Origin of the sequence: Aliterella atlantica CENA595 (assembly GCF_000952155.1) — a bacterium.
GTDB classification, from domain to species: Bacteria; Cyanobacteriota; Cyanobacteriia; order Cyanobacteriales; family Chroococcidiopsidaceae; genus Aliterella; species Aliterella atlantica.
On the sequence record NZ_JYON01000014.1, the window covers coordinates 96,704 to 116,443 of the forward strand.

The window sequence follows — 19,740 nt, forward strand, 5'->3', positions numbered from 1 at the left end:
TGGTCACTGATAAATAAGCCCCGCCGGAGGGATTTGAACCCCCGTGGTACAACTTAGAAGGTTGTTGCCTAATCCACTCGGCCACGGCAGGAGAAGTTAGCTACTGAAATTTAGCTATGTTTCTTGTAACTATGTTACCAGATTATCTGCATTTGCTAAAAGGAAGAACCTGGCTGCTTGAGAAACTCTGCTTCTTCTGGTGTGGTTTTCCGTCCTAAGATTTTGTTGCGGTGCGGGAAGCGTCCAAATCTCTCAATTACAGATTTATGACGCAGCGCATAATCAATTGTCCTAGCACTATCTGGATCGCCTCGTAAAGTTGCAAACAAATCCACGCACCGCTTTTGATCGGCTAGGTTTTCGCTGTGTTCAAACGGCAAATAAATAAACCAGCGCTGTACTGGGAGCAAATCTCGGTCGAAACCTTTGGCAACGGCGTTATTTGCTACAGCTAAAGCTTTGGTATCAGTAGCAAAGCTTTGTGGCGTACCGCGAAACATATTGCGCGGAAACTGATCTAGCAGCAGAAGTAGTGCCAAGCAGCTTTGGGGTGAATCTTGCCAGCTATCTAACTCACCTGTTGCTGCTTGGGTATAGATTGGTAAAAAGCGATCGCTTAACTCTTTGTCAAAGTCTAGGTTTTTGGTAAACCAGAACGATCGCTCTTTACCGTAGTCTGGCAAGTTCGGAGCGCCAAACCAGAACTCTAAAATCTCATCTACTCTTGCATCCATGCTTAACGCAGTGCCAAGCTAGAACGCAATGTAATATCTAAATCGGTATCTGGTTCGATTACTACTACCTCAGCCTTATTTTTGTTACCTAACAGCACGCCACCTAATGCACCCGCACCCGTACCTAACAAAATTTCTTCTGTAGCAATTGCGCGATCGCCTGTTAATGCTCCCAAGGCTGCTGCTGCTGCTGCGCCAACTACTGCACCTTTGATGATGCTTGATGTTTTAGAGCCGCGATTGACGCTAGTTTGGCTAATTACTCTAGAAGTAGCATTAATCGGCTGGCGACGGTTGTACGTAACTAATTCTCTAGCTATAAACTGAGAACCACCGCTAGCAGGTTGAAGTTCGCCTTCAATTGTACTGCCAGCAGGAATTAATACAGTACCGCTTCTATTTACGATATTGCTTGCTACCGTCAAGGTTACAGGCAACCGCTCGTTGGGGCTAACGACAATTTTTTCGGCTTTGTCGTAGCGTACGGGAATAGTAGTACCTGAAGGAATTGTAATTGCGCGATTGTAGATGCTGCTACCACTGCTGCTACCATTTCTTGAAGATGGGAAAAGTTGAGCAGAAACCGGAGCAGTTGTAAATACTGGTGCTGCTGCACTTGTGGTTATTGCTAGTGCCATTAATGCAGCGGTTTTCGATTTCCAAGAATTGATACTAGCCATAGATAACCTTATCAACTAATTACTAATGTTGGGTTGTTAATCACGAAGACTTGTCAGTTATAAAAAGGTTCCTAGCTTCAGATTAGACGGATTATAACTTTTCTTTGATTAGCGCTGATTTTCAGCTTAAATTAAGAATTTCGCGATCGCATCTTCAAATAGCTTCGCTAGACTAAATGCAATCACCAACCGAACGTTACTTGCTATTTGACAGTACAAGTTATCAATTGCTTTCCACGTTTGAATCATGGAATCAAAACGATGCAGAATTTAGGCGATAAATTTGTTTTGGCGATCGCATCTGTGGGCGTAAGTCTAGCGACAATTGCAGCTAGCCCTGTACAAGCAGCTACAGTTACTTACAACTTCGAGCTTAATGTTATAGATGGTCTGTATGCCAAAGAAAAGGGAAAAGGTTCTTTCTCTTACGATGATTCAACCTTGACTGGCAATGGTTTAGAGTCTCTGGGAGTAGATGAAGGATTAGCAGTACAGCTTAATTTCTTGGGTATTGACTACACCGAAGCTGATGATGTCAATGATAATGACGACCCTACAGATGTCGAACCTTTAGTTAACTTTGCTGATGGTAACTTATCGGGTTTAGATTTATCTTTGCTAAAATCAGCCGAGGGACCATTGATATTGATTCGCGATCGCACTTTCGACATTCCTAATTACAGTGGCAGAGAAACTCTCGGCTATGGTTCTGTAAGTTACAGCAAACCAGTACCAGAACCAAGCAGTATTCTAGGTGTCAGTGCTTTAGGTATGGCTTGGCTACTGAGCAGACAAAAAAAGCTACCAGGAAGCAAAAAGTAAGTTAATCTGCAAAGCTCGCTTGGCTTACATCCAATTTAATTACGAATTACGAATTACGAATTACGAATTATCTTGTCAAGGCTTTTCTAAACCTAAAACCCTTGCCTCAATTTCGTCTACAGTGCGCGGATCGGTTGTGAATGTCACCCAACCTTCACGGGTGGAGTGACGCGGCAAAAAAGCAATTTGAAATTGGGCATTTTCTTGTTCTTTACCGCCACTATTGAGGGTAACTTCAATTTGTACGCCTTCTGCTGTGGTATCGCCGCGATTAATGGCATTTACAGGCACGATAAAGCGATCTTCTGCTTGTGCTTGGGTTGTACCTAGCTTAATTTCAATATTCGGTGGAGCTTGGCTATAGGTAGCGCCATCGTGGACTAGATAACCTAGTGTAGTTATAACTAAAACTAGGCTAATCGCAAAAACAACCCACTCTAACCAATTTTTTTGTAATTTCTTCATTGCAACAGCAGTCTCCCCGCAGAAGCGCCTAACGTAGCAGCAACTCCTAGCACAATAGTTTCCGATAAACAAACGATCGCACTGGTATCGTCAAAACGCCCAAATACCCATAAAATAGCTGCTGAGACAACTAAAGCGATCGCATAAGTAATTACTGCACCGCTCAATACATTTTTTATGCCTCGGCTTTGACTAAAGCTTTGCGCTCCATTAAAGTTGCTATAAAACAGGATTATCGTCCCTAACAGCATCGATAGTAGTGCCATCCCAATCAACTTGTAAGGATTAGATTGAGTAGCAATAATAAAAATTTCTTCTGTAGGGGCGACGTTAGCTGCAAATAACACCGAGCCACAAGTTGCGATCGCAAGTTGCCCTGATATGTCGCTACCTTCTAATGATAAAAATGGTCCTGAGTGAGATTGAGCTTGCGATGGTTCGTTTTCCATGCCTGTATCTCCCGATTTGCTGTCGCCACCTAGCTGTGCAGTCCCAACAGAAACCCCAATAGCTACTGTCATAGATTCTGTGGCAATTTTGCCGACAACTTCGCTGATAGGCAAACTGAAAGTTAGTTGCCCCAATAGCCAAAGAACTACTGTAGAAATGGCAATACCAATGCCCATTTCTTCTACAGAATCAATTGCTACTTCTGCGGGGCTAGCATCGCACCTCAAACCCCCATAGCGGTTGTACCCTAACAGCAGCGTAAAGGTGGCTAAAACGTACAATAGTAGCCGGACAGGATGCATTGTATAGCCAGCCCACCAGACCTCCATTGTATAGAGCAGAGGCAAACTAAATAGCAACCCGCCAACAATACCGCGCAAGTATTCTTGCACCGATCGCCCTACCGAGCGTTCTTGTCGATTGCGATTCATGAAAATACACAGAGAATGTAACGAAGCGTAAAGATTAAATTTATACTTCGCTTTTGATTATTTATCTTTAGCGTTCATCCTACATCCTTCTGCTGACTCATTTCTTTTTTCGCGTAAATACGTCAGTAAACATCATTACTAAACCACCAATGAAAATGGCGATCGCAGTTCCGCCAGCAATTAAATCTAAAGTATGGGTATCCATGAGTTTTATGTAAAAATATGTACCTAAAATTTAAAAGTCAACACCGCGCTTGAGTTCTGCGCCACTATTAGCATAATGTTTGTGACAAAAAACTTCAGAATGCACTCCAGCTAGGTCAAAATAAGCAGGTGGATTGTGGCAGCGTCCGGTAATGAGAACTTCTGTATCGCGGGGTTTGCGTAACAAAGCTTGAACGATAGGATTTTGGTCGAGCAATTCTAAATCGACTGTGGGATTGAGTTCATCGAGGATAATTGTTTTATACAAACCAGAAGCGATCGCGGCTCTAGCAATTTCCCAACCTCGTTCGGCTTCTACATAGTCTAGTTCCTGTTGTTGTCCGCGCCAAACGATCGCATCGCGTCCGCACCTTTGATGATCGACTAAATCGGGGTAACTTTGTCTTAAAGCGGCGATCGCTGCATCTTCTGTGTAACCGCTACCACCTTTAAGCCATTGCATAATTAAGACGCGGTGCGACTTATCTTGACTAATACCTCTACCAATTGCTTGCAGCGCTTTACCCAAGGCGCTTGTAGATTTGCCTTTTCCTGCACCAGTATATATCTCGATGCCAGAAATGCCTTGAGCAGCAGCGGTAGGATGGTAGTGAGGTTTCATTTCCGAGTGCAAGTCAGCAATATCTAGTAGTTGTGGCGGCGCACCTCTACCTGTGGCGATGATTTCCAAATCTTCCGGCTTAGATTTGAGGACTTTTACTACTTCATCTACTGCCAATAAGCCTAAATCGAGCATCGGGTTGAGTTCGTCTAAAACTACCACCGAATATAAGCCAGAAGCGATCGCACCTTTCGCAACATCCCAACCGCGACTAGCTTCTTGGCGATCGAAACGGGTAATTTCATCTTTACCAAAAAATTCCGATCTACCCGTACGTACTTGATCGATCAGATGGGGAAACCCTTGTTGCAATGCTTGAATTGCGCCATCTTCATCGTAAGCGCGATCGGAGCCTTTAAGAAACTGTAGGAGTAATACGCGGGTAGCGCTGCGGCTGTGTATTCCCAAGCCAATCGAGCGCAACACTACTCCCAAAGCTGCTTGTGACTTGCCTTTACCTGCGCCGTCGTAAACGTGAATTTGACCTACGCCTCGCTCTTGACGCAACTGCGCTGTGCGAATGCCGATACCATTTCTGGACATGGATATTTTAGGAATTGAGTTTAGCTTTTTATCTTAGCGCCTGATAGCAGCTAATTTTTTTCAAACTGGATAAGTCCTAGATATAATTGGAAGTAAAATAGCAAACGCCGTCGCAGCTTACAACTAAAGTCTTTTAAGTCCTGCTCGCCCTTCTACCTTCTAAGTTGCTGATGTTTGCCTTAAGTACAAATATTTTGGCGGTGAATGGTTCTTTTCCGCTTTCGCAGTCAGACATTTTACTGCGGTTGTTTTCTGTCTTGCTGCTGATTGCTATTAACGCCTTTTTTGTGGCTGCGGAGTTTTCGCTTGTTACCGTTAGGCGATCGCGCATTCATCAATTGGTAGAAGCTGGCGATGCTGAAGCACTAGCTGTTCAAGGTTTGCAAAAAAGTATAGATCGCTTGCTATCTACAACTCAGCTAGGAATTACGCTTTCGAGTCTAGCTCTAGGCTGGATTGGCGAAAGTACGATGGGTATATTGCTAGCAACTTGGATTAAGCATTTACCCTTAGCTGCGGGAACGCGCAATATTGTGACTCATTCTATTTCTGTTCCTGCGGCTTTTCTTTTGGTTGCTTACTTGCAAATTGTTTTAGGCGAATTATGTCCTAAATCGTTAGCTTTATTATACCCAGAGCAGTTAGCGCGGTTTTTGGCTCCGCCTGTAAGAGCGATCGCTCGTTTATTTAATCCGTTTATTTGGGTAATCAATCAATCTACTCGTTGGCTGCTGAGGCTAGTAGGGATAAATTATACAGGACAAGGCTGGAGAACTCCTGTCTCGCCAGCAGAATTGCAGCTAATTATTGCTACAGAACGCGAATCTACAGGCTTAGAAGCAAGAGCTAGAGAATTACTAAATAATGTATTTGAATTTGGCGATGTCAGGGTAGCTGAAGTGATGGTACAGCGCAATAATATTGTTTCTTTGCCAATTAATGGTACTTTTGAGTCTTTATTGCAAGTAGTCACAGCTACAGGTCATTCTCGCTATCCTGTGGTTGGTAAATCTTTAGATGATGTTTGCGGCACAATTGAGTTTAAAGAACTAGCAAAATTGTTAGTTTCGGGGAAATTTACCCTCTCAACGCCTTTAAAACAGTGGATCCGTCCTGCAAGATTCGTTCCTGAACATACGCCGTTGAGCGAACTATTGTCGATGATGCAGCGATCGCATTTATCAATGGTAATGATCGTTGATGAGTTTGGTGGGATTGTAGGCTTAGTAACGATTCAAGATGTAATTGCCGAAATTATTGGCGATACAGGCGAACCTGGAAGCAGCGATGAGTTGATGATTGAAAGCTTGGACGAAAACACCTATTTAGTTCAAGCGCAGCTTAATTTAGAAGATTTGAACGAGTTATTAGACCTGCATTTGCCTTTAAAAAACGAGTACCAAACTTTAGGCGGCTTTTTGCTCTACCAGATGCAGAAAATTCCAGCAATCGGCACTACTTTCAAATACGAGAACTTAGAATTTACAGTTGTTTCAGTAGAAGGACCGCGCTTGCACCATATTAAACTTCATCGTCAGGCGTAGATTGTTTATATACACGAAACCTGTTGCACAAATAATAATCGTGTAGGTTTTCATCTGCGTACTCTACGAGAAGGCTGCGCCTACATCCGCGTTTATCTGCGTTCGTCAACAAATATATGCAACAGGATCTTGCAATCCCAGTTCTTTAAAAGCAGCTAAACGTAATTGACAAGAATCGCAGACACCACAAGCTTTATCACCTCCAGCGTAGCAAGACCATGTTTTTTCCCAAGGTACGCCTAATTTATTGCCAAGTTGGATAATTTCTGTCTTTTTTAAGTCAATTAGGGGTGTAACAATTTTAATTGCTTCGCCTTCGCGTCCTTGTTTAGTCCCCAAGCGGAAAACTTCTTGCATGGCTTGGATGTAGTCAAGGCGACAATCGGGATAACCAGAGTAGTCTAGAGCATTGACACCAATATAAACGCGCCCAGCATCAATCGTTTCAGCATAAGCTAGAGCAAAGCTAAGAAAAATTGTATTTCTAGCGGGGACATAGGTAACGGGAATATCTGCGCTCATTTGAGCTAGCGATCGCTCTTGAGGTAAATCTATCTTGTCATCAGTTAGCGCCGAACCACCCCAAGAACGCAAATCGAAGCTGACTATTTTGCGATCGATAACACCTGCGGACTGTGCAATAGCGATCGCCGACTCTAATTCTTTTTGATGTCTTTGCTGGTAATCAAAAGATAGAGCATAACATTCATCGCCAGATGCGATCGCGCTATAAAGTACCGTTGCTGAATCTAAACCACCAGATAATAAAACAACAGCCTTCACGTTCAAATACCATCCTATTAAATCGGCAAAGCTATCTCGTATTTTAAGCTGTGGATGTTTTTGCCTGCGAGACTTTGCCGAATATAACTTTTACTTAGCAAGTCCGTGTTCTAGAGCAAAGCGGACTAACTCTGTGCGACTATTTGTACCTGTTTTACTAAATAGACGGCTGACGTACTTTTCCACATTGCGGACGCTAGTTTGCAGGCGGCGGGCGATTTCTTTATTCATTAATCCAGCAGCAACCAAATCTAGAACGCTTTGTTCTCTGGGTGTGAGATCGATTTTGATTGGTGAAGGAGTCTGAGCGATCGCACTTTTCTGTGTCAACAAGGCTTTAATTTGGGCAATCTGATTGGCAAGTTCAGTGATATCTGGTGTTTCGCCATTTTCCGTCGATCCTGTGGTTGTAGTGCGCCGCTCTAGCAAATTTTCCACGATTGCTACTAATTCATCAGGATCGAAAGGTTTGGGTAAATACGCATCGCAACGTGCTTGATAGCCTTGAATGCGATCGCTTGTCATCCCTTTAGCAGTTAGAAATACTACAGGTAAAGCCTTAAACCTAGGATCGTCTCGCAGTTGTTTGAGAAACTGATAGCCATCTACTTGCGGCATCATGATATCGGAAATTACCAAGTCTGGGGTATTTTGCTGCATCAAATCCCAGCCTTCACGCGCATTGCTGGCGACTTGGACGTTGAAACCGCTTTCTTGCAAGTAGTCTTTGACTGCTTCGCGCAATCCTGGTTCATCATCTACCAGTAAAAGTTGTGCTGACGACATTGATTGTATCCCTAGACCTTACTTCTCAATTTAGCGAAAATCTGACCGTACAGCTAGCGATCGCCATTTGACAGTGACCAGTAACCAGTGACCAGTGACCAGTTAATTCCTATATTTGAAAGATAGGGGATTTAAATGATTAATCTATTTCTTTGTTCTCCACTGGATAATTTGGGGCTTGTATTTACTACTAGCTGGTCGATGTTATTTGCAGAGTATCTAGATAGTTTTGGCGATCGCCTTTATCTTTCCAATTAACTTTGAAAGCTATTGAATACTGGATTTTCTTCTGTTTCTGGATCGATCGGCTTCCCACTCTCCTCACTCTATCAACTCACCAATATTAAAATCTATTCTGATCCAACCTTTAAGCCTGCGTAGATTGTCAAGCAGGAGTAAAGGAATTTGCCAGTGATGTACCATCAAAAAGGGTAGGGGGTCACTAAGTTCAAAAATTGCGTCTTTCCCCTGCAAAATATTTCTTACCCAGGTTTGTAATTGCTTTGACGATCTAATCTCATTCAGCCGCCAAAGTTCGTGGTACAGCCAATAGGTAGGCTTACTATTAGGAAGCGGTTGCAAAGGTTCAGCTAGAGGTTTTTTATCGAGATAGGCATCTGCTACGCCTGAATGGTTGTAAAACATTGTAATGGCGGAGTGAGTGCGGGGGTTACACTCGATCGCGTAAGGAGTTCCGTCTTCTGCTTCAATAAAGTCAAAGGACAGTTGCCCAGTACGTCCCAGTTCTTTGGCAAAATGACTCGTCCATTCCATGATTTTAGGCTTGTCAACATTTTCGTAGTTAACTTGAAAGGCGGATGACTCACAGCAGCAGTACATTCTTGTCTCTCCGTCTCTGACGGTACTGTGAGTGCAGTATTCCTTTCCAGGAATGAATTCCTGCATAATCCAGGGATTCTCCTCGCTTATCGGCAGGCTCTTGACAAACGCTGCTGTTTGTGACTGTGTATCGCAAGGTAGCTTAGTGAGATCCAAGCGACGCACTTGGTCGTAGGGAATGCTTTTGAGGATGTACTTATTCTTCTCGTTGGTAAAGTCGAAATTGAGGACTTGTTCGGGGTTGGTGATGAGGAAGGATTTGGGAACTGATAACGAGAAACTTCGCGCCCTTTGGGCAAAGGCAAACTTGTCATCTAGCATTTTTGTGACGTCAGCATCGAAGTGAAAAAACTCTACATCGTTTGGTAGCGGTGGTTTACCTTGCAAGTCATAGTAGATGACAGCGAAAATGGCTACTGGGATAAAAAAATCGATCTTTTCTTTGATGGCGATCGCGTGTAGGGTTTTAACGTAGCCTTCTAAATCTTTGCTTGGATCGGGGACGGTGTAAGAGGCAGCAACAGCGTTGGAATATTGATTACCACTTAACCAGTATTTCTCGGTATCAACTACAATCGCCCGATGCCCAGCGGCGTGAAACGATCGCGCTAGTTGAAGGGTTTTGGTCATCCTAGTGCCAGCGATCAAGATATTTTTGGCATTGGGGTTGAAAACAACTGGCTTTTGGAATGGTCTGCTAAAAAAGTTCCATAGCAGTGATATGAAGACGACGATGCAGTTAAAGGGGAATGCGATCGCTAATAATGCAAGAGTGCCTAAGTTTTGGAATAGGGCAAAAATACGTGCTATCGGTTGCGATTGGCTCATTAGCTTTAAAAATTTGACTGGCTTGAAGATTAAAATTAAATCGTTATTTTTATATTGTTCGTTGATAATTAATTTCAGTCACTTACCTGCACGATTTTCCCGATGTTGAAATCAATCCTTACCCAACCTTTTAATTTTTGCAAATTGTCGAGTAACAGTAAGGGAATGTGCCAGTGATGTACCATCAAAAATGGTAGAGGGTCGTTAACATCAAAGATTGCATCCTTTCCGCGCAAAATGTTTTTAAACCACGTTTGCAACTGCTTTAACGATCTAATTTCATTCAGTCTCCAAACTTCGTGATAAAGCCAATAAGTAGGCTTACTATCAGGAAGCGGTTGCAGAAGTTCAGCTAGAGGTTTTTGACCGAGATAGGCATCTGCTAAACCTGGATGGTTGTAATACATTGTAATTGCCGAGTGAGTGCGAGGGTTGCACTCGATCGCATAAATCGTTCCATCTTCTGCTTGAATAAAGTCAAAAGAAATTTGTCCGGTAAGTTGTAGTTCTTTGACAAAATGACTTACCCACTGCAAAATTTCAGGCTTGTCAACGTTTTCGTAGTTGACTTGAAAAGCAGATGATTCGCAGCAGCAGTGTACCGTTAATTCACCATTTCTAACTGTGCTATGGGTACAGTATTCTTGTCCGGTGATAAATTCTTGCAAGATCCAAGGGTTGTCTTTACTAATTGGCAGATTTCTAACATGAATTGCCATTTTTTCAAGCGACTCCATCGGTAGCTTGGTAAGATCTAAACGGAAAACAGGGTCATAGACAATACTTTTAAGAATGTACTTATTCTTTTCGTTGGAAAAGTCGAATTTAAGAACTTGTTCGGGGTCTGTAATTAAATAGGCTTTCGGGACAGATAGCGAGAGACTTCGTGCTTTTTGGGTAAATGTGAACTTGTTATCTAGCATCTTCATCGTGTCAGCATCGAAGTGGAAAGTCTCGCAACAGCCTGATAACACTGGCTGGCGCTTGGAGTCAAAGTAGTCATTGGCGAAAATGCCTACCGGAACAAAAAAGTCTATGTTTTCTTGTTTGGCGATCGCACGTAGGGCGATTGTGTAGCCTTCTAAGTCTTTGATTGGATCGGGAACTGTGTAAAAGCCAGCAACAGCGTTGGAAAATCGATAACCACTAAACCAGTTTTTGTCGATGTCAAATAAAATGACCCGATGCCCAGCAGCGTGAAACGATCGCGCTAGTTGAAGGGTTTTGGTCATCCTACCGCCACCAATCAAGATATTTTTGGCATCGGGGTTGAAAACAACTTGCTTTTGGAATGGTTGGCTAATCAAATTCCACACCAAAGCAGATAAAACGACAATGCAGTTGAAAGGAAAAGCGATCGCCAGTAGTGTCAGAGTACCTAAGTTTTGGAATATGGCGAACATCTTCTGCATGGTAGGGGTAGAAAAAATTAGGGGAAAGGGCAAGGAAGGGGCGAAGGGGAAGGGTAAGAACCATTCCTTTTCCCTTTCACCTTTTACCTTTTCCCAGACATTGGCTTCTACACTCGTCGGATAATCGTTAAACCATCACGAACTGGTAGCAGCACTTGCTCGACGCGGGGGTCATCTGCAACAATGCGGTTGAATTGTGCAATCGCTTCTCCGTTGGGGGTGCGTTGTTCGGCAGGTAGATACACTTGTCCTTGCAACAAGGTGTTATCTACGCAGATAAACCCGTTTGGTGCTAGCAGTTGGGTATCTAGCAGCATATTGAAGTATTGCACGTACTCTCGCTTATCTGCATCGATAAACACTAAGTCAAATGACTCTTGCGTGGCTGCTAGCTTATCTAAAGTTTCTAACGCCCCACCTAACTGCACGTAAATTTTGCTGCCGTGAGGGGATTTTTGAAACAATGCTTGAGCAAATTCAGCTACATAAGCATCAACTTCGCAAGCAACCAATCGCCCGTCTTCTGGTAACGCTTCCGCCATTGCTAGCGCTGAATACCCCGTAAACATCCCAATATCCAACACTTTTTGAGCGCGTGTCATGTAGATAAACATCTTCAGAACTTGCCCTTCCAAGTGTCCTGACAGCATCTCCTGTTCTAACGGGCGTACTGTAGCACCATCAGAAAAACGCTGGTTCCATGCTTCAGTGCTAGTTTTTTGGGCGATCGCTTTTAGCGCGGATGATTCAGCAGTAGTACATTCATCTAGGTATGGATCTAACCCCGCAGCCAGCCGAAATGCTTGCTGCAAAGAATCTACTACTGTGGCGGGCATATTTGGTTCTTTTTCTACTAGCCGAATAGTCTCTTCTAGCTGTTCGACTAAAATGCCCAAAGGCGTGACAGGTCTAGGGGTTTGCTGACTTGCCACCTCAGACATTATTACCACTCCCTACCAAATCGCGATCGCTACTACCAGCATAAGCATCTACCCCAGCACCCGCGCGTGGGTAAGTAGCACAAATTTGCTTGTGCTGCGCTAAAGCAGCATCTAGTTCTTCACGCGTGAGATCGTTGGCAAAGAAGCATTCACCAATAGGCTTAGGCATTGCTGCGCGTTGCAAACCGTCTCTTGTCTGCGTAATTGACTGCGTTGCGTGCCATAGCAAGTCGCCTGTTAATAGGGGATGATCTAAGGCTAGACCAACTTGGCTCATCAATCCTAAAATGCGATCGCGATCTGCATCAGTAATATATCCGCGTTTGGCAGCGATCGTTGCTGACAATGCCATGTCAATATTTACTGCATGACCGTGAAATAGCGGTACAGCAGGGGCAAGTTCTAACGTTGGACTCCAAGTATGTCCGTAGGCAATTACCCGATCTAGGTCTATTTCATGCAGGTTAGGAGTCTCTAATTCCAGCATGGTCTTAATTGACTCATAAGTAACGCGATGGGCAACTTCTTGCAACTTAGGAGTAGCATCAACATTGCCAAAATGCGTATTGAGTAATTCTTCGCCATACTCGCACAATAACTCAAATACTTCCCTATTCGAGACTACGGCAATTTTAATTAGTTCTGCCATCCCGTTGCGAACTTGGTCTGTAGGTAAAGTTCGCAAGAAAGAGAAGTCAAGTATGACTTGCTTCGGTGCGTGGTAAGCACCCAGACGATTTTTCAGCTTGCCGTGATTGACAGCTACTTTAATAGCCACCCCAGCATCGACTAAACCGATCAAAGTTGTCGGAACGCGAATGTAGTTTGTCTTGCGACGATATGCAGCACAAGCAAAGCCTGCTACATCTGTAATTAAGCCTCCTCCAACTACCAAAACTGGTTCTTTGCGGACTAAACCAAAGTCGGCAAAGGCATCAATTATTGACGAGAAGGTTTCTAAGCTTTTAGCAGGTTCGCTAATAGTTATCGCAAAGATAGTAAGGTCAATGTCGTAGTAATTGAAATACGACTTAATTTGCTCTCCATATAGACTATTTACATTGGCATCAACAACAGCCAAGCACCTGCCAAATGACTTGTAACTATTCGCTATTTCTGGGTTTTCTAGAGCGAATGCTCCGTTAACATAAACTAGGCTAAATTCAATTTTTTCATAGCCTTCTACATGAAATGCTGTTTCGGTTGCTTCAAATTTTGCTTGGACGTTACTCATCCTTTTCTCTACCTTTAATTGACGGGGTTTACTACAACAACACAATTTGCGACTGAATTATTAACCTTTCAGCCATTTCGTTGCTTGAAACCGCGAATAGACGAAAATACGAACTTTAATGAACTCTTCAAACGAAAACGAGGAAACCAGTTCAAGAATGCCCTTAACTTGAGCCATTGAAGACAATAACGGTAAACTATTTGTAGAGTATTACCCGTTTATTCCATGCGAACAGTGCCAAAAGAGGTAGAAACAAAAAAAACAGAAAAATTTATCATTTATCTAGGTAACAAATATAACAATTTCCTAGCTTATTCTGCTAGTTTAAGCATTAATACTTAGAGCGTTTGAAATTAGTTTAAGTATTAATCATTGATACTTAAAAAATAGATAGATCTAAGCAAGTATTATTGAACGTTTGATAAGAAATTTCTATGCAATTACGTGCTTGTTGATAGTTATTTCTATCTTATTTAGACAACAGCGATCGCCACCAATCAGCATGATGCAGATACCATGCAACTGTAAGCCGCAAACCCTCTTCTAGAGAAGTTATAGGAGTCCAGCCTAGATGGTTGTAAATTTTCTTAGTATTAATTGCGTATCGGCGATCGTGTCCCAATCTATCTTTAACAAAGGTAATTAAATTGTGGCTGGGACTAACTGGCAAATTTGGGGCTAATTCATCCATTAAGTTGCACAAAATGTTAACTAAGTCAAGGTTTCTAACTTGATTATTACCGCCAATATTATAAGTTTCACCTATTTTTCCACGATTAATTACTGCATCTAAAGCAGTGCAATGATCCTCTACATAAAGCCAATCGCGAATATTTTGCCCATCACCGTAAATAGGTAGATTTTTCCCTAATAAAATATTGATACAGATTAAAGGAATTAGTTTTTCTGGAAATTGAAATGCTCCGTAATTATTAGAACAATTAGTCACAATTACTGGTAAATTATAAGTGCGATAATAAGATTTAACTAAATGATCGCTGCCAGCTTTAGAAGCAGAATAAGGACTACTAGGATTATAGGCTGTAGTTTCAGTAAAAGCGGGTTCGCTCTGGTTAAGGCTGCCATATACTTCATCAGTAGAAATGTGCAAGAATAAAGCTCTATTTGTAACTTTTACATTCTCTAAGTATTGACGAAAAGCCTCTAATAAAGTAAAAGTTCCAACTAAATTTGTTTGGATAAAAGTGTTCGGTTCTACGATTGAGCGATCGACATGAGACTCGGCGGCAAAATGAGCAATTGTGTCGATATTTTCAGTGACAAGTAAGTTATCTATGAGTGCGCGATCGCATATATTTCCGCGTACAAAGCGAAAATTATTTTTTCCTTCTAACCCTGCCAAATTCTGCAAATTTCCAGCATAAGTTAAGGCATCTAGAACTACTATGCGATCGCACTGATAGCGATCGCACCAATAACGCACAAAATTCGCGCCAATAAATCCCGCACCGCCAGTTACCAATAACCGACGGGGACTTGAGAGCAAGTTTGTCACCTCCTCCTCCTAAATACTATTAATAAGTTAATCTGCAGTTGGTTCAGAATTGCTTGGCGGTGTTTGAGGTGTTTCTGTACCTTGAGGTGAAGGTGTTAGCTGACGAATAGGGGTATCTGGTGTTTGGATAGGTTGAGGTGTATTCCTTTGTACAGGCGATGGTAGAGGAATACTTGTAGGTGCTGTTAAAGGCGTGCGCTGGCGAGTATTTGTATTTCTCTCTATTGGTGTGGGCTGCGGTGTAGGCACAATGATTCTGCGTTGTCGAGGTGTTAGCGTTGGTTGCGGCGTATTTTGTATAGGTGTTACTCGCGTTTTTGGCGGTGTAGTTCTACGTATAGGTATTGTTGGCTTTGGTTGTGGAATATTTATGTTGCTGGGCGTTGATGTAGGTTGCGGCGCAGTTCTGCGTGTAGGCGTTACTGGAGTTGGTTGCGGCGCAGTTCTGCGTGTAGGTTGCGTATTGTTAGGCGTTGGTTGAGGTTGTGCTTGGGCGCAAGTTTTAGCATCGTAATCAAACTTGAGATTAAAGCTGTAATAACTAGGTTTAGCAGTTTTTCCAAATCTGACATTGCTTACATACCTTGTTGCTTGAGCAACGTCTGCTGGTCCCGTTTTACTAATTAACCTAGGATTGGAGACAATTTTACCTTCAGGGCTAACTACAACACCGACGATCGCTACTCCACCATCTAGCTTGCGATCGCAAGTTTCCAATTGGTTCCTAATTGGTGGTTTGATTATGGCATTGGGGTATTGGGCAAGGACTCTAGCGCGTTGTGCTTCAAATCTATCTAAGTTATCTAGTGCAGTTCTTGTTGCCTCTGATGGCTGGTTAGATACATTAACATTGCGGCGCTGTTGTCTGAGTGCTTCTACCAATCCTTTTCTATCATCAAGCCGAGGATTTGCTTGTGTAGGAGGAGTATTAGAGCGATCGCTTTGTTGCCTTAGTGCTAACCTCAGTTGTTCGCTAGTCATACGACTAGATCCAGTTTGCGGCTGAGTAGTCGCACCCGATTGATTGCGCCTTCTAATTTGCTCTTGCAAAGCTAATAATTCTTTCTTACCCCGATCTGGTAGTCTATTCGCCTGAATTGATGGATTATTCTCAGCAGTCGTGCTACTTTCCGGTGTTTGCTGTGGTGTAGGTTCGGTTGCATCAGCAGGTACAGATAGATCGGGAGTCAAACCACCTGGTAGCCCATTATTTCTAGATAAACTATTGGGTTGCCCGTTATTTATAGGCGAATTTAATGGTACTTGAGGGGGCGAAGGCAAAGTTGTCACAGGGGAGGATTGCCCGCTAGGAGGTTCTACACTAGGGATATTTCCTTCAGGAATTGGTCTATTAGGTGGCGTACTGGGGATATTTTCGTAAGGAATAGGAGCAAACGAGACACTATTTTGTGGTGGTGGGGGTAGGGGAACGCGATACGTTTGCGTCGGTGGCGGTGGATTTTGGGCTGGAGGAAGAGTGTAAACAGGCGCAGCACCAGGCGGCAATTGTAAAGGCGGTAATACGCTTGTCTGCAATGGCGGTGGAGGGGGTAGAGGTGGCAACGCGCTAGGCTGATTCGCAAAATCTGGTAGCGCCGTATCCGCTGGATTAGGAGTTTGTGGCAGACGACTTTGTTCTTCAGGAGTCAATTGCACAAGCCCGACAGTTCTTTGCGTTGGAGACTTTGCTGCTTGGTTTAGTGGCAAGCCTGGTAAAACTGCCCAAAGTAATCCATGAATACCTAATGAGCCTAAGACAGCTAAACCAGTTGTAGATAGAAAATTTTTATTAGTAGAGGCGTAACGCATAATAAATTGGATTAAACAGCAGGTTTTTTAATGTATAGACGTAGCACTGCTACATCTAGGTCATCGCGCCAGTAAATTATATTTTGGTCTTATGTAAATTATTCGTTTTCGATGTTAGCGCGACTGGTTTTTAGCGATCGCGCTCGTTGCACAATAAGTAACGAAAAGTAGGGTAATTGTAACTGCGGGCGATCGCGTAAGTCATTATATACCTTCATATCTGGTAAGGTGGCTCGTTCGATGACGTAGCTATTCTCTAATAAATTGCGATCGCATAGCACCTGCCATACTTGTTCGTACACGGAACTTACTTTCATTAGCACTACTACATCCGCCCAATCTAATACAGCTTCTAATTCGCCCATTTGATAAATTGCTGGCAAAACTACTAATTTTTCGCTGCGAATTGTCAAAGGTAAGCCCAATACTGATGCTGCTGCCATTGGCGAACAAACTCCAGGAATTGCTTTGACTACAGATTTAGGATGCATTTGCTGCAATGTTTGTGCCAGATAGCTAAAAGTGCTGTAAAAACTTACATCGCCTTCGCAGACAAAAGCCACATCTTCACCTTGTGCTAAGTAATGCCAAACTTGCTGTGCTGCTAGCTGCCATGCTGCTTCTAGCACCGCCATATCTCGGACATAAGGAAATTCTAATGCTAGCTGTAGTTGCTCGGAACTAAGCCAAGGAGAGACAATTTGTTGAGCGATACCTGGTTTGCCTTGTAAGCCAGTCGGAAAGGCAACTATTCTAGCTGTTTGCAGCGCTTTTAGTCCTTTAACTGTAATCAATTCTGGATCGCCAGGACCAACACTAATCCCGTACAAAGTACCAATTTCCACAACTTAACTAAAACCAAAACTCCAAAATATCATCAACTTGCCATACTATCTCTAAGCTTTGTCTTGGCATATTCTTAACTCAAGACTCAAAACTATTCCCAATGTTACCTACAGTTATTTTGCCAGGATATTTAGAAGGTGCGATCGCCTACTTACCGCTTCAACAATCTTTACAAAATTTAGGTTTTCCTACTTTTACAGTACCGTTGCGCCGCCGCGATTGGTTGCCGACTTTGGGAGGAAGACCTGTTACGCCAATTTTGCAGCAATTAGACCAAACTGTAAAACTTGCCTTAGCACAATCGTCAACTGGGCAGATTAATCTGATCGGTCATTCAGCAGGTGGCTGGATATCGCGCATTTATCTAGGAGAAAAGCCTTATTTGGGGTGCAACGAGCTAAATTTAATTGCTCCTGGCAACGCTCATCATCATATTGCGACTTTACTTACTCTAGGTACGCCGCACATTAGTCAAGAACGTTGGACGCGGTGGAATTTGGACTTTGTAAATGACAACTATCCAGGGGCTTTTTATGCTGGCGTTCGCTACGTTTGCGTTGCCGGAAAAACCATTTTTGGCGATCGCCGCCCAGGTAAATGGCTAGCCTACAGCAGCTATCAGCAAACTTGTGGTGTTGGCAATACTTGGGGAGATGGCATTACCCCAATTGTTGCGGCTCATTTGCAGGGAGCAGAAAATTTAGTTATGGAAAATGTCTATCATTCGCCGCGATCGCCTAAAACTTGGTACGGTTCCCCAGAAATTTTACCTACTTGGGTGTCTTATCTAACTTAATACTGATTTATATTTTGGTTGCACGAGTTTATATGCACGTATTGAATACCTAAGTTAAGATCGTAATAAAAATACACATTTAGCGAGATCGCACCCAAATATATGAGTATCTCAGCTTACGACTTTATTTTGCGGCGCATGGCAACCATATTATCGGTTGCTATAGTAACCTTGAGCGCGATCGCGGCGATTACAGGTATTTTGCTATCTTTTTACTACGAACCCTCAGCAGGCGGTGCTTATCAGTCGCTCAAGTGGATAGACAGTGAAGTTACCAACGGCGCGTTAATTCACTCAATTCACGACCTAGCGGGAACCTTGCTAATCGGTACAGCATTAATCCAAATGGTAGTAATGTTTCTAGGCAGACAATTTCGTTCTAGCTGGCTGACAGGTTGGATTAGCGGAATTTTGTTGATATTGACTTCAATTGGTCTTGCTTGGACGGCTATTATTTTAGATTGGAGTCAAGAAGGCTATTGGCGCTTCCGCATTGAATTAAGCACGATTGAGGCAATTCCCCTGATTGGTCACACCTTACGGGATATATTAGTCGGCGGTGGCGCGGTAAATACAACTACAGTAGAACACCTCTATACAATTCATAGCTACTTACTATCTGCTGGGGCGATAGTGCTAGCAGTTATTCATCTCTGGGGTATATTGCGCCAAGAAAAAGAAATAAAGGGAGAAGTTGCATCTATCCCAGAATTATCGGTGCAAAACAAAGCTGAAATGACTTAGATATAGGCAGCGGGCGACAAAGCGGCTGGATTATCGATTAACCGACCATCTTCCATATCGACAATGCGATCGGCAATATCTAAGATGCGATTATCGTGAGTGACAAGTAAGATCGTGCAACCTTGTTCTCTAGCTAGATTTTGCATTAAATTAACAACGTCGCGCCCAGATTTGCTATCTAAAGCAGCAGTAGGCTCATCTGCTAAAACAAGCTGGGGATGACTGACTAAAGCTCTTGCGATCGCCACACGCTGTTTTTGTCCGCCCGATAGTTCGTCAGGGTAATAATTAACTTGTTCTTCCAATCCTACCTCTTTGAGCATTTCGGCAGAGCGAACTTGCATCTGGCTAGTTGAAATATTCTGGTGCAGTTCTAAGCCCATCTTGACATTTTGCAGGGCAGTTAGGCTGCTGTGCAAATTATGAGCCTGAAAGATATATCCATGATGGCGACGCGCTTGGGTGAGTTGCCTTGCCGTTGCGTCTACAAGTTCTTGTCCTAATACTTGCAAGCTACCCGATTGAGCCGAGCGCAAGCCACCGATTAAGGTGAGCAAAGTTGTCTTCCCAGAACCAGAAGGTCCTGTCATAATTATAATCTCGCCAGTATTAATTTCGAGATTGATATTATAGAGAACTTGTTTTCGCAATTGACCTTGACCAAAGAAATAGTCGAGGTTGCGTATGATAATAGCAGGAGACATAACAAA

At 43.1% G+C, this 19,740-nt stretch carries 20 protein-coding genes and 1 tRNA gene; 5 read left to right on the plus strand and 16 right to left on the minus strand.

All coding sequences use genetic code 11. The features are described 5' to 3' along the window. Positions 1-18: 18 nt before the first annotated feature. From UH38_RS14280 to UH38_RS14290, 3 genes are all read right to left on the minus strand, one after another. Positions 19-91, minus strand: a tRNA-Arg gene (locus UH38_RS14280). A gap of 64 nt (positions 92-155) precedes the next feature. Then, entirely contained in the window at positions 156-734 is a 579-nt protein-coding gene (locus UH38_RS14285) for a DUF924 family protein (protein ID WP_045055334.1), read from the minus strand. A gap of 2 nt (positions 735-736) precedes the next feature. Beyond that, positions 737-1,414 carry an S-layer domain-containing protein gene (locus tag UH38_RS14290; RefSeq protein WP_045055335.1) on the minus strand — a complete coding sequence of 226 codons (678 nt, stop codon included), beginning with the start codon at positions 1,412-1,414 and terminating at the stop codon, positions 737-739. A gap of 261 nt (positions 1,415-1,675) precedes the next feature. On the opposite strand from UH38_RS14290, the gene UH38_RS14295 reads away from it, so the two are divergent. Then, the gene (locus UH38_RS14295; protein WP_045055336.1) at positions 1,676-2,236 is read left to right on the plus strand and encodes a PEP-CTERM sorting domain-containing protein; all 561 of its coding nucleotides are present in this window, start codon (positions 1,676-1,678) and stop codon (positions 2,234-2,236) included. Between the two features lie 75 nt (positions 2,237-2,311). On the opposite strand, the gene UH38_RS14300 is transcribed toward UH38_RS14295, so the two are convergent. From UH38_RS14300 to UH38_RS14310, 3 genes are all read right to left on the minus strand, one after another. Next, entirely contained in the window at positions 2,312-2,701 is a 390-nt protein-coding gene (locus tag UH38_RS14300) for a hypothetical protein (RefSeq protein ID WP_045055337.1), read from the minus strand. Continuing rightward, complete coding sequence (locus UH38_RS14305) at positions 2,698-3,582, minus strand: TIGR02587 family membrane protein (protein WP_045055338.1); 885 nt, start codon at positions 3,580-3,582, stop codon at positions 2,698-2,700. The genes UH38_RS14300 and UH38_RS14305 overlap by 4 nt, the downstream gene beginning before the upstream one ends. Before the next feature lie 235 nt (positions 3,583-3,817). Next, positions 3,818-4,951 (minus strand): cob(I)yrinic acid a,c-diamide adenosyltransferase, encoded by a 1,134-nt coding sequence (locus tag UH38_RS14310; protein ID WP_045055339.1) that lies wholly within the window; start codon positions 4,949-4,951, stop codon positions 3,818-3,820. A 170-nt stretch (positions 4,952-5,121) separates the two neighbouring features. Here UH38_RS14310 and UH38_RS14315 point away from each other — a divergent pair, with 170 nt between their 5' ends. Continuing rightward, positions 5,122-6,495, plus strand: coding sequence for a hemolysin family protein (locus UH38_RS14315; RefSeq protein ID WP_045055340.1), 1,374 nt, complete (start codon positions 5,122-5,124; stop codon positions 6,493-6,495). A gap of 105 nt (positions 6,496-6,600) precedes the next feature. Here UH38_RS14315 and queC read toward each other — a convergent pair whose 3' ends face one another. Continuing rightward, on the minus strand, positions 6,601-7,278 hold the full coding sequence (queC, locus tag UH38_RS14320) for a 7-cyano-7-deazaguanine synthase QueC (RefSeq protein WP_045055341.1): 678 nt from the start codon (positions 7,276-7,278) through the stop codon (positions 6,601-6,603). Positions 7,279-7,368: 90 nt separating this feature from the next. After that, on the minus strand, positions 7,369-8,064 hold the full coding sequence (locus UH38_RS14325) for a response regulator transcription factor (RefSeq protein ID WP_045055342.1): 696 nt from the start codon (positions 8,062-8,064) through the stop codon (positions 7,369-7,371). 135 nt (positions 8,065-8,199) lie between these two features. Between UH38_RS14325 and UH38_RS27905 the strand changes: the two genes are divergently transcribed. Then, positions 8,200-8,322 carry a hypothetical protein gene (locus tag UH38_RS27905; RefSeq protein WP_268748889.1) on the plus strand — a complete coding sequence of 41 codons (123 nt, stop codon included), beginning with the start codon at positions 8,200-8,202 and terminating at the stop codon, positions 8,320-8,322. A 63-nt stretch (positions 8,323-8,385) separates the two neighbouring features. On the opposite strand, the gene UH38_RS14330 is transcribed toward UH38_RS27905, so the two are convergent. The 7 genes from UH38_RS14330 to UH38_RS14360 form a co-directional block, all read right to left on the minus strand. Further along, the gene (locus UH38_RS14330; protein WP_045055343.1) at positions 8,386-9,732 is read right to left on the minus strand and encodes an ATP-grasp domain-containing protein; all 1,347 of its coding nucleotides are present in this window, start codon (positions 9,730-9,732) and stop codon (positions 8,386-8,388) included. Between the two features lie 74 nt (positions 9,733-9,806). Continuing rightward, on the minus strand, positions 9,807-11,144 hold the full coding sequence (locus UH38_RS14335) for an ATP-grasp domain-containing protein (protein ID WP_045055381.1): 1,338 nt from the start codon (positions 11,142-11,144) through the stop codon (positions 9,807-9,809). Positions 11,145-11,251: 107 nt separating this feature from the next. Further along, on the minus strand, positions 11,252-12,085 hold the full coding sequence (locus UH38_RS14340; RefSeq protein WP_045055344.1) for an O-methyltransferase: 834 nt from the start codon (positions 12,083-12,085) through the stop codon (positions 11,252-11,254). Continuing rightward, the gene (locus tag UH38_RS14345; RefSeq protein ID WP_045055345.1) at positions 12,078-13,319 is read right to left on the minus strand and encodes a sedoheptulose 7-phosphate cyclase; all 1,242 of its coding nucleotides are present in this window, start codon (positions 13,317-13,319) and stop codon (positions 12,078-12,080) included. Before UH38_RS14345 ends, UH38_RS14340 begins: the two co-directional genes overlap by 8 nt. Before the next feature lie 469 nt (positions 13,320-13,788). Beyond that, positions 13,789-14,835 (minus strand): dTDP-glucose 4,6-dehydratase, encoded by a 1,047-nt coding sequence (gene rfbB, locus UH38_RS14350; protein ID WP_082065390.1) that lies wholly within the window; start codon positions 14,833-14,835, stop codon positions 13,789-13,791. Between the two features lie 27 nt (positions 14,836-14,862). Continuing rightward, entirely contained in the window at positions 14,863-16,644 is a 1,782-nt protein-coding gene (locus tag UH38_RS14355; protein WP_045055346.1) for a hypothetical protein, read from the minus strand. 98 nt (positions 16,645-16,742) lie between these two features. Continuing rightward, positions 16,743-17,489 (minus strand): precorrin-2 C(20)-methyltransferase, encoded by a 747-nt coding sequence (locus UH38_RS14360; protein WP_045055347.1) that lies wholly within the window; start codon positions 17,487-17,489, stop codon positions 16,743-16,745. Between the two features lie 101 nt (positions 17,490-17,590). On the opposite strand from UH38_RS14360, the gene UH38_RS14365 reads away from it, so the two are divergent. Next, positions 17,591-18,286: an esterase/lipase family protein gene (locus tag UH38_RS14365; protein ID WP_045055348.1), complete on the plus strand. Its 696-nt coding sequence runs from the start codon at positions 17,591-17,593 to the stop codon at positions 18,284-18,286. A 102-nt stretch (positions 18,287-18,388) separates the two neighbouring features. Continuing rightward, on the plus strand, positions 18,389-19,030 hold the full coding sequence (locus UH38_RS14370) for a cytochrome b N-terminal domain-containing protein (RefSeq protein WP_045055349.1): 642 nt from the start codon (positions 18,389-18,391) through the stop codon (positions 19,028-19,030). On the opposite strand, the gene UH38_RS14375 is transcribed toward UH38_RS14370, so the two are convergent. Further along, entirely contained in the window at positions 19,027-19,734 is a 708-nt protein-coding gene (locus UH38_RS14375; protein WP_045055350.1) for a DevA family ABC transporter ATP-binding protein, read from the minus strand. The two genes, UH38_RS14370 and UH38_RS14375, sit on opposite strands and share 4 nt — an antisense overlap. Positions 19,735-19,740: the final 6 nt, after the last annotated feature.